This is a genomic window from Nocardioides sp. 31GB23, from assembly GCF_040012395.1.
GTDB lineage: Bacteria > Actinomycetota > Actinomycetes > Propionibacteriales > Nocardioidaceae > Nocardioides > Nocardioides salarius.
Genome location: NZ_JBDYKJ010000015.1, coordinates 66,595 through 75,817 on the forward strand (window position 1 = coordinate 66,595; position 9,223 = coordinate 75,817).

Below are 9,223 nucleotides of genomic sequence, written 5' to 3' on the forward strand. Positions count from 1 at the left end.
CCGTGACCGGGTCACCGCCCGCGCCCCGCGTGAGCATCGGGCTGCCCGTCTACAACGGCGCCGACTACCTCGCCCAGTCCCTCGACGCGCTGCTCGGGCAGAGCTTCGAGGACCTCGAGGTCGTCGTGTCCAGCAACGCCTCGACCGACGACACCGACGACCTCGTGCGCGAGCGCGCCGCCAGTGACCCCCGGGTGCGCTTCGAACGGCTGGAGACCAACCTGGGGGCCGCGGCCAACCACGACGTCGTCCTGCGGCGCGCCCGCGGCGAGCTCTTCAAGTGGGCCTCGGCCGACGACCTCTACGCCGTCGACCTGGTCGAGCAGTGCGTGCGCCTGCTCGACGCCCACCCCGACGCCGTGCTGGCCCACTCGTGGACCGCCGCCGTCGACGAGACGGGCGCCGTGGTGCAGGCCCACGAGTACCCGCTGCTGACCAACTCGCGCCGGCCCTCCCGGCGCTTTCGCAGCATGCTCCTCGACGGCGACCGGATGCCCGGGGCGATCCGGGCCGACGACTTCTACGGGCTGGTGCGCGCCGACGTGCTCAGGCGGGTCCGCCCGCACGGCAGCTTCTACCGCGCCGACCACGTCTTCGTCAGCGAGCTGGTCCTGCAGGGGCGCTTCGTGCAGGTGCCCGACTGGCTCTACTTCCGTCGCCACCACGGCGGCCGGCTCTCGCACGACGAGGCGACCGTGCGCTCGTGGTGCGCCTCGCTCGACCCGCGGCGCGCCGACCGGCTGCGCAACCCGACCGTGCGGCTGGTGGGGGAGATGTTCACCGGCTACCTAGGCGCGGTGCAGCGCTCGGCGCTGAGCCCTGCGGAGAAGCGGGCCTGCGTGCGCCACCTGGCGCGGTGGGCGGCCTCGCGGGCGGGGCGGCGCATCGGCGGCGCCGACCCCGGCGTGCCGGCCGAGGAGTACGACGTCGTGCCGCAGCGCCGCGACCTGGCGAGCCGGGTCGTGGCGGGGCAGGGGGCCCGGCCGTGAGCCAGGCCGACCGCCGCCTGCGCGTCGGGTTCCTGGGCCGGCTGGGCGCCGGCAACCTGGGCAACGACGCCAGCCTCGAGGTGGTGCTGGGCCTGGTGCGCTCGCGTCGTCCCGACGCCGTGCTCGACGCCATGTGCTCGGGACCCGAGGTCGTGCGCGAGCGCTACGACCTGCCCGCCGTCGAGCTGCACCGCGCCCTGCGCGGGCCCACCGCCTGGCGGGTGCTCGCCGGGCTCGGGGTCGACGCCGTCCGCATCGGGCGGTGGGTGCGCCAGCACGACGTCGTGCTCGTGCCCGGCATGGGCACGCTGGAGTCGACGCTGCACGAGCGTGCCTGGCAGATGCCCTGGACCCTGCTGGTGATGGCCGCCAGCGGACGGCTCTGGCGCACCCGGGTGGCCCTCGTGGGCGTCGGGGCCGGGGCGGTGCCCGAGCCGGTCCAGCGTCGGATGCTGGTGGGTGCCGCCCGCCTGGCGCACTACCGCTCCTTCCGCGACGAGCGCTCCCGCGACGACCTGCGGCGGATGGGCCTGCGCACCGACGACGGGGTCTACCCCGACGTGGTCCTGGCCCTGCCGGTGCCGGCGGGACCGGGGGCGAGGCCGCGCAGCGTCGGACTCGGGGTGATGGCCTGGTCCGGCAGCAACGGTGAGCGCGCGCAGGCCGAGCGCCTGCACGCGGCGTACGTCGCCGAGATGGGGCGCGTGGTCGAGCGGCTGCTCGAGCGCGGCTACGACGTCAGCGTGCTGGTCGGTGACGGCGACGACGTGCCGGTGGCCCGGGCCCTGGTGGCCGGGGCCCGCGACGAGCGGGTGCGGCTGCTGGTGCCCACGACCCCGGACGAGCTGGTCGAGGCGGTCGCGTCGGTCGAGGTGGTGGTGGCCGCGCGCTACCACAACGTGGTCGGGGCGCTGCGCAGCGCGACCCCGGTCGTGGCGCTGTGCTACGCGCCCAAGCACCGCGACCTGATGGCCCTGATGGGGGTCGAGGAGCTGTGCCACGACCTGCGCGGCCTCGACGCGGCGAGGCTGGTGGACCACGTCGACGAGGTGCACCGCGACCGCGAGGCCCTGCGCGCCCGCCTCGAGCGGCGCCTCGACGAGCTGGCCCCGGTCTTCGAGCGGCACTTCGACGAGGTGGCCGCGAGGGTGCTGGGCGCCGGCAGCGAGGTGGTCGCATGAGCGGCGTGCCGGTCGGGCGCGTCGCCCTGCTGCGCACCGTGGGCCGGCTGGGCTGGGGGGTCGCCGACCAGGGCGTCTCGAGCGTCAAGAACTTCGTGCTCGGGGTCTTCGTGGCCACCACCCTGGGCGCCCAGAGCCTCGGCGCGCTGGGGCTGGTGCTGGTGACCTACGCGATCGTGCTGCAGGCCGCCCGGGGGCTGGCCACCGACCCGCTGATGGTGCGCTACACCGGCACCGAGCCCCGCACCTGGCGCTCGTCGAGCGCCGCGGCCACCGCCACCGCCACGGTGGTGGGCGTGGTCGCCGGCGCGGCCTGCCTGGGTGGCGGCGCCGTGCTGACCCGCTGGGTCAGCGGCGAGGGCGGGACGGCCTTCACCGCGCTGGCCCCCTGCCTGCCGCTGCTGGCGCTGCAGGACAGCTACCGCTACGCCTTCTTCGCCGCCGGGCGCGGCGCCGCGGCCTGCGCCACCGACATGGTCTGGGCGGTCTCGCTGGTCCTGCTGCTCCCGCTGGGGGCGCCGCTGGGGCTCGACGGCATCGCGTGGGCCGTCGTGGCCTTCGGCGCCAGCGCCGGGATCTCCGCCGCGTTCGCGGCCTGGCGGGCCCGCACCCTGCCCGACCCGCGAAGGGTCCTGTGGTGGTGGCGCGAGCACCACGACCTCGGCACCCGCTTCCTGGGCGAGAACGTGACGCTCGGGGTGGGCCAGCAGGTCACCGTCCTCGTCGTCGCGGCCGTCGCCGGGCTCGGCGCGCTGGGCGCCGTGCGTGGCGCGGAGATGCTGATCGGGCCGGTGGCCAGCCTGCTGATGGGGATCTCGCAGGTGGCGGTGCCGGAGGCGGTCCGGGCCCGCGCCAACGGCCGCGCCTCGCTTGAGCGGCTCTGCCGCGCCCTGAGCGGCGGGCTGGCCGCGGTGGCGCTGCTGTGGGGCGGCCTCGTCTTCGTCGTGCTGCCCCACGGCCTGGGGGAGCGCCTGCTCGGCGAGGTCTGGCCCAGCGCCCACTCGCTGCTGCCGGCGGTGGTCCTCGGCGCCACCGCGGGCTGCCTGCACGTCGGGCCGTCGGCGGGGCTGCGCGCCCTGGGCCGCGCCGACCTGACGCTGCGCATGCAGGCGCTGGTGACCTCGACGTACGCCGTGCTCGGCACCGCCGGCGCGGCCGCGGGCGGGGCGGTCGGGATGGTGTGGGGCACCGCCGCCGCCTCCTGCCTGGGAGCCGTCGCGTGGTGGCTGGCCCTCGACCACGCCGCGCGGGCGGCGCTGCCGCTGCCGCCGGCCACCGCGCTGGTCGAGCCCGAGGAGATCGAGAGCCGTGTCGTCTGACGCGCCGGAGGTCGTGGTGGCCACGGTGATGCGCCGCGAGGGCGGCAGCGGCGTCCAGACCCACGTGCGCACCGTGGTCGAGCACCTCGAGGCGACCGGCCGGCCGGTGCGGGTGGTCAGCCCCTTCGACGCCGCCTCGCCGCTGGTGCGGCCGGTCTTCGCGGTGCGGCTGGCGCTGCAGCCGGTCTCGGGCGCGGCCGGGGTGTGGTGGTACCGGCACTGGCACACGGCGTACCTGCGCGCCGCGCTCGGTCCGGCGCTGGCCACCGCCCGGGCCGGCCGGCGGCCCCCCGTCGTCTACGCGCAGTGCCCCGGGTCCGCCCTGGCGGCGCTCACCGTGCGCGAGCGCGCGGGCGGCGCGGAACCGGTGGTGATGGCCGCCCACTTCAACGTCTCCGAGGCCGACGAGTGGGCCGGCAAGGGGGAGATCAGGCGTGGCGGGCGGGTCTTCCGCGCCGTGCGCGAGCTCGAGGCCCGGGTGCTGCCGCGCCTCGACGGCCTGGTCTTCGTCTCCGAGGCGGCGCGCCGCGACTGCCTGGCCCGCGTGCCCGCGGCCGCCCGCGTGCCGTCGGTGGTGGTGCCCAACGCGGTGCCGGCCCTGCCGGCGCTCCCCGACCCGGCGGGCGCCGACCCGGCGAGCCCTGACCCGGCGGGACCGCTGCGCGACCTGGTCACCGTGGGCTCGGTCGAGCCCCGCAAGAACCAGGGCTACCTGCTCGAGGTGCTGGCCGAGGCCCGCCGGCGCGGACGCCCCTGCACGCTCACCGTGGTCGGCGACGGTCCCCAGCGCCGTGGGCTCGAGCGGCGCGCGCGGGCGCTGGGCGTCGAGCGCGACGTCCGCCTCGTGGGGCACCGCACCGACGTGCCCGCCTGGCTGGCCGGGCACCGCGTCTACTGCCACGCCGCGCTCACCGAGTCCTTCGGCATCGCGCTCGCCGAGGCGATGCGGGCCGGGCTGCCCGTCGTCGCGGGCGCCGTGGGCGGCATCCCCGAGGTGGTGCGCGACGGGGTCGAGGGCCGGCACTGGCCGCTCGACGACGTCGCCGCGGCCACCGACCTCCTGCTCGACCTGCTCGACGACCACGACACCCGGCGACGGATGGGCCGGGCCGGGGCGGCCCGCGCCGCCGACGAGCTCGGCACCCAGGTCGTGGTGCCCCGGCTGCTCGACTTCCTCGGGTCGCTCAGCGCTCGGCCGGCGCCGGCCCCAGCAGGTGGCGCACCTCGCTGAGCGGGGGCGCCGCCCGGTCGTTCGCCGAGAGCAGGGTCACCGGCAGCGGCCACGCCACCGCGATGTCGGGGTCGTCGTGGGCGATCGCCAGCGACGCGGCCGGGTCGTGGCGGCGGTCGATGCGGTAGGAGGTGTCCGACGGCTCGCGCAGGGCCTGGAACCCGTGCGCGCAGCCCGCGGGGATGTAGACCGAGCGCTGCGACTCCTCGGTGAGCTCGAAGCCCTCCCACTCGCCGTACGTCGGCGAGCCGACGCGCAGGTCGACCACGACGTCGTACAGGGCCCCGCGCGAGCAGCGCACCAGCTTGGCCTCGCCGGCCCCGGTGCGCACGTGCAGGCCGCGCACCACGCCGCGGTGCGAGCGCGAGACGCTGTCCTGCACGAAGTCCTCGGCGCGCACGCCGTGCTCGCGCGCGACGTCGGCGTCGAAGGTGCGCGCGAACCAGCCGCGCTCGTCGGGCACCGGCTCGGGCTCCACGACCAGCACCCCGGCGATCCGGGTGCGTCGTACCTGCATGCTCCCCACCTCCTGGCCCGACCCTCTCCCGCCCGTCGGGCGGCGACCTCACGAAATTGGGGTAATCGGGCGCCTCGTCGGCTCGCAGGCCTCGTCGCGGGCCCACGCTGGTGGCTCCAGAGACGAGGAGGACGAGCATGGGACGACGCAGCTGCCGGCTGTGCGGGGCCGACCTGAGGACCACCTTCGTGGACCTGGGGATGTCCCCGCCGTGCGAGAGCTACCTGGCCGAGGAGGACCTCGACCACGGGGAGGTGTTCTACCCGCTGCACGTGCGGGTCTGCGACGAGTGCCTGCTGGTCCAGCTGCCCGCCTACATCCCGGCCGAGGACATCTTCAGCGACTACGCCTACTTCTCGTCCTACTCCGACTCGTGGGTGCGCCACTGCGAGCGCTTCGTCGAGACCGCCGTCGAGCGGCTCGGCCTGGGCGGCGACTCGTTCGTCGTCGAGGTGGCCAGCAACGACGGCTACCTGCTCCAGCACACCGTGGCCCGCGGCATCCGCTCGCTGGGCATCGAGCCGGCGGCCAACGTGGCCGTGGCGGCCGAGGAGCGCGGGGTCCCCACCGAGGTGCTCTTCCTGGGTCAGGAGACCGGCCGCAAGATCGCCGACGTGCACGGGCGCGCCGACCTGGTCGTGGCCAACAACGTCTTCGCCCACGTGCCCGACATCGTCGACTTCAGCCGCGGGATGCGCGAGCTGGTCGCCGACGACGGGCGGGTCAGCATCGAGATCCCGCACCTGCTGCGGCTGGTCGAGGGCCGTGAGTTCGACACGATCTACCACGAGCACTACTCCTACCTCTCGCTGCTGACCACGCAGCGGGTGCTGGCCGCGGCCGGCCTGAGCGTCGTCGACGTCGAGGAGCTGCCCACCCACGGCGGATCGCTGCGCACCTGGTCGGCGCGCACCGAGACCGCGCCCGAGCCGTCGGAGGCGGTGGCCCGGGTGCTGGCCGACGAGGCCCGGGCGGGGCTGCACACGCTCGAGGGGCACGCCGGCTTCGCCGCCTCGGTCGCCGAGGTGCGCGACGACTTCGTGGAGTTCCTCGTCGAGTGCCGCCGGCAGGGCCGCAGCGTGGCGGCGTACGGCGCACCCGGCAAGGGCAACACCCTGCTCAACCACTGCGGCGTGCGCGCCGACCTGCTGTCCTTCGCGGTCGACCGCAACCCCCACAAGCACGGCAGGTTCCTGCCCGGCACCCACATCCCGGTGCTGCCGGTCGAGGCGCTGGCCCAGGCCCGCCCCGACTTCGTGGTGATCATGCCGTGGAACCTCCGCAAGGAGATCACGGCCCAGCTCGACTACGTGGGCGGGTGGGGCGGCCAGCTGGTCGTGGCCCTGCCGCGCCTCGAGGTCTTCCAGGCCGGACCGGCCTGACGAGAGGAGTACGACATGAAGGTGGTCCTGTTCTGCGGTGGCCTGGGGATGCGCATGCGCGCCGACAACCAGTCCCTGCCCAAGCCGATGATGCCGATCGGCAGCCGGCCGGTGCTCTGGCACGTGATGCGCTACTACGCCTACTTCGGGCACACCGACTTCGTGCTGTGCCTGGGCCACGGCGCGCAGGCGGTCAAGGACTACTTCCTGAACTACCAGGAGACCGCCTCCAACGACTTCGTGCTCACCAAGGGCGGCTCCTACATCGAGATGCTCGGCACCGACATCAGCGACTGGACGATCCGCTTCATCGACACCGGCATGGACACCGCGATCGGCGAGCGGCTGCGCCGGGTGCGCCCGCACCTCGAGGGCGACGGCGTCTTCCTGGCCAACTACGGCGACGTGCTCACCGACGCGCCCATGGACGAGCTGGTGGCCCAGTTCGAGCAGACCGACGCCGTGGCGCAGATGCTGGCCGTCAAGCCGCAGGACTCCTTCCACGTCGTCGACGTCGACGGCGCCGGGCAGGTCTCGGGGCTGGTACCGGTCGCCGACATGTCGCTGTGCATCAACGGTGGCTACTTCGTGCTGAGCCAAGGCATCTTCGACTACCTCGAGGAGGGCGACGACCTGGTGATGGACGGGTGCGTGCGCGCTGCTCGCGACGGCCGGGTGCGCGCGGTGCGCTACGACGGCTTCTGGGCCCCGATGGACACCCTCAAGGAGCGCACCGCCCTGGAGGAGAAGTACCGCCACGGGATCAGCCCCTGGGCGTTGTGGCGCGACCACCCCGTCCAGCCCGGCACCCCCGTCACCCCCGTCGCCCTCTGACCCGGCCCAGATCTCGCGCTGACCCGGCCTTCTGCCGAGCCGGCCCGAACTTCTCGTCGAGCCGGCCGAGATCCACATGTCCCCGGCCCGGCTCCTGGCGCAACGCCAGCGCGGCACGGCGCTGGTCGTCGTACGCCGCACGCGCGGAGATCTGCGCCGGCTCGAGGCGAGGTTCGGGCCGGGTCAGCGCGAAGCCTGGGCCGAGTCGGCCTGAACTTCTTGTCGAGTCGGCCCGAACTTCCCTTCGAGTGGGCCGGGATCCACATGTCCGCGGCCGGGCTCCTGGCGCAAGCTCGGTGTGCCCGCGGCCCTGATCGTCGTACGCCGCACGCGCGGAGATCTGCGCCGGCTCGAGGCGAAGTCCAGGCCGGGTCAGCGCGAAGTCTGGGCCGGGTCAGCGGGCCATGTGGGCCGGGTCGGCTACTGGGTGCTGCTGCCGGCGTCCTGGAGGTAGGGCTCGCTGCGCCACTGGTTCCAGGTCACGAAGGTGCCGGCCTCGAGGGCCATGAAGAGCCAGGGGCCGCGGTAGGTGTTGTCCCAGAAGCGGTTGTCCTGCTCGAGGGTCACCGCGTTCTCCACGAGAGTGCCCTGGAAGGGCGAGTGCGGCGGGAAGGTGCCCCAGTTGGAGAAGATGCCGCTCACCCCGCAGATGTTCTCCTCGGTGCACTCGGGGCCCAGCTGCTCGGGGTCGAGCTGGAAGAGGTTGTCGTGCACGTGCACGTGCTGGGACTTCCAGCGGCAGTCGTCGAAGTAGGGGTCCTCGGCGATCAGGTCGGGGTCGGCGCAGGCCTCGAAGGTGGCGACCTCCGGGTTGACCAGGGTGGTGTCCTGGGTGGGGTTGGCCGGCGAGCCGGCGTAGCGGTCGGCGTTCTCCCAGATCGCCACCCCGCCCCAGTTGTCGATGAAGCGGTTGCCGGCCACCACCAGCGCCTCGCCGTGCAGCCGCCCCGCGCGCGGGTCGGCCCCGGACTCGGAGACGTAGACCGCCGGGGTCGGGAAGCCGGGGTTGCGCGGGCCCTTGACGGTGCCGTTGCCGATGAAGGTGTTGCCCACGATCGAGGCGTTGTAGCTGGTCTCGTAGACCAGGCCCTCGGAGTCGTTGTGCTCGACCAGGTTGCCCTCGATGGTGAAGCCGGTGTTGTTGTTGTCGGCCCACAGTCCCGGGCCGGTGTTGTGGTGCACCCAGTTGTCGGTGATCTCGGCGCCGGTCGTGGCCCAGAACTTGCCCCCGCCGGTGCACCCGCAGGTCGGGATGCGCTTCTCCCAGTCGGCGGTGTTGTTGTGGCTGATCTCGTTGTGGTGCAGCACCACGTCCTGCGGACCGGTCGGGGAGTAGGCGCTGAAGCCGTACTGGCCGTTCTCGGTCAGGCAGTTGTGTCGCACCACCGCGCCGTCGCCGAGGAAGACCCCGGCCCCGCCGTTGCGGCGCAAGGTGCTGTGCTCGACCAGCCACCCGGGGGCGCTGTCGTGGTTGACGACGCCCTGGTTGCGGTTGTCGAGCCGGCCGCCGAAGCCCTCGACGGTCAGGTGGCGCACCGTCACGTCGCTGGCCTGGCCGGTGAAGGCGTAGAGGTTGGTGCCGTCGCCGTCGAGCACCGCACCGGGCGCGCCGACGAAGGTGTCGCCGTCGTGCGGGCGCACCGAGTCGTACGCCGTCTCGCCGAGGCGGTGCCGACCGGGTGCGAGCCAGAAGGTCGTGCCGGGCGGCGACTCGCTGACCACCAGTGGCAGGTCGTCGGAGTCCCGGCCCACCACGGCGCCCTCCGGCCG

8 protein-coding genes are annotated in these 9,223 nt (G+C 74.4%); 6 read left to right on the plus strand and 2 right to left on the minus strand.

Annotated features, from left to right (window positions below; translation table 11 throughout):
- Positions 1 to 2: 2 nt before the first annotated feature.
- From ABKW28_RS06845 to ABKW28_RS06860, 4 genes are read left to right on the plus strand one after another with little or no spacing between them, the layout of a single operon-like run.
- Positions 3 to 989: a glycosyltransferase family A protein gene (locus tag ABKW28_RS06845; RefSeq protein WP_193667200.1), complete on the plus strand. Its 987-nt coding sequence runs from the start codon at positions 3 to 5 to the stop codon at positions 987 to 989.
- Positions 986 to 2,170 (plus strand): polysaccharide pyruvyl transferase family protein, encoded by a 1,185-nt coding sequence (locus tag ABKW28_RS06850; protein ID WP_348607571.1) that lies wholly within the window; start codon positions 986 to 988, stop codon positions 2,168 to 2,170. Before ABKW28_RS06845 ends, ABKW28_RS06850 begins: the two co-directional genes overlap by 4 nt.
- Positions 2,167 to 3,489, plus strand: a complete 1,323-nt coding sequence (locus ABKW28_RS06855) for a hypothetical protein (protein WP_348607574.1) — start codon at positions 2,167 to 2,169, stop codon at positions 3,487 to 3,489. Before ABKW28_RS06850 ends, ABKW28_RS06855 begins: the two co-directional genes overlap by 4 nt.
- A complete protein-coding gene (locus ABKW28_RS06860) occupies positions 3,479 to 4,720 on the plus strand; it encodes a glycosyltransferase family 4 protein (RefSeq protein WP_193667203.1) in 1,242 nt (413 codons plus the stop codon). Before ABKW28_RS06855 ends, ABKW28_RS06860 begins: the two co-directional genes overlap by 11 nt.
- Here the strand turns inward: ABKW28_RS06860 and rfbC are convergent.
- Entirely contained in the window at positions 4,674 to 5,237 is a 564-nt protein-coding gene (gene rfbC / locus ABKW28_RS06865; RefSeq protein ID WP_193667204.1) for a dTDP-4-dehydrorhamnose 3,5-epimerase, read from the minus strand. The genes ABKW28_RS06860 and rfbC overlap by 47 nt on opposite strands.
- Before the next feature lie 137 nt (positions 5,238 to 5,374).
- Here rfbC and ABKW28_RS06870 point away from each other — a divergent pair, with 137 nt between their 5' ends.
- Together ABKW28_RS06870 and ABKW28_RS06875 are read left to right on the plus strand one after the other, a co-directional pair.
- Entirely contained in the window at positions 5,375 to 6,619 is a 1,245-nt protein-coding gene (locus tag ABKW28_RS06870) for a class I SAM-dependent methyltransferase (RefSeq protein ID WP_193667205.1), read from the plus strand.
- Positions 6,620 to 6,634: 15 nt separating this feature from the next.
- Complete coding sequence (locus ABKW28_RS06875; RefSeq protein ID WP_193667206.1) at positions 6,635 to 7,453, plus strand: sugar phosphate nucleotidyltransferase; 819 nt, start codon at positions 6,635 to 6,637, stop codon at positions 7,451 to 7,453.
- 420 nt (positions 7,454 to 7,873) lie between these two features.
- Here ABKW28_RS06875 and ABKW28_RS06880 read toward each other — a convergent pair.
- The coding region (locus tag ABKW28_RS06880; RefSeq protein WP_348607577.1) for a right-handed parallel beta-helix repeat-containing protein at positions 7,874 to 9,223 on the minus strand (1,350 nt) is incomplete at its 5' end.

Excerpts from the sequence above, each read along its gene's own strand:
- ABKW28_RS06875 (WP_193667206.1), top strand. The coding sequence starts at position 6,635 with ATGAAGGTGGTCCTGTTCTGCGGTGGCCTGGGGATGCGCATGCGCGCC.
- ABKW28_RS06870 (WP_193667205.1), top strand. The coding sequence starts at position 5,375 with ATGGGACGACGCAGCTGCCGGCTGTGCGGGGCCGACCTGAGGACCACC.
- rfbC (WP_193667204.1), bottom strand. The coding sequence starts at position 5,237 with ATGCAGGTACGACGCACCCGGATCGCCGGGGTGCTGGTCGTGGAGCCC.
- ABKW28_RS06855 (WP_348607574.1), top strand. The coding sequence starts at position 2,167 with ATGAGCGGCGTGCCGGTCGGGCGCGTCGCCCTGCTGCGCACCGTGGGC.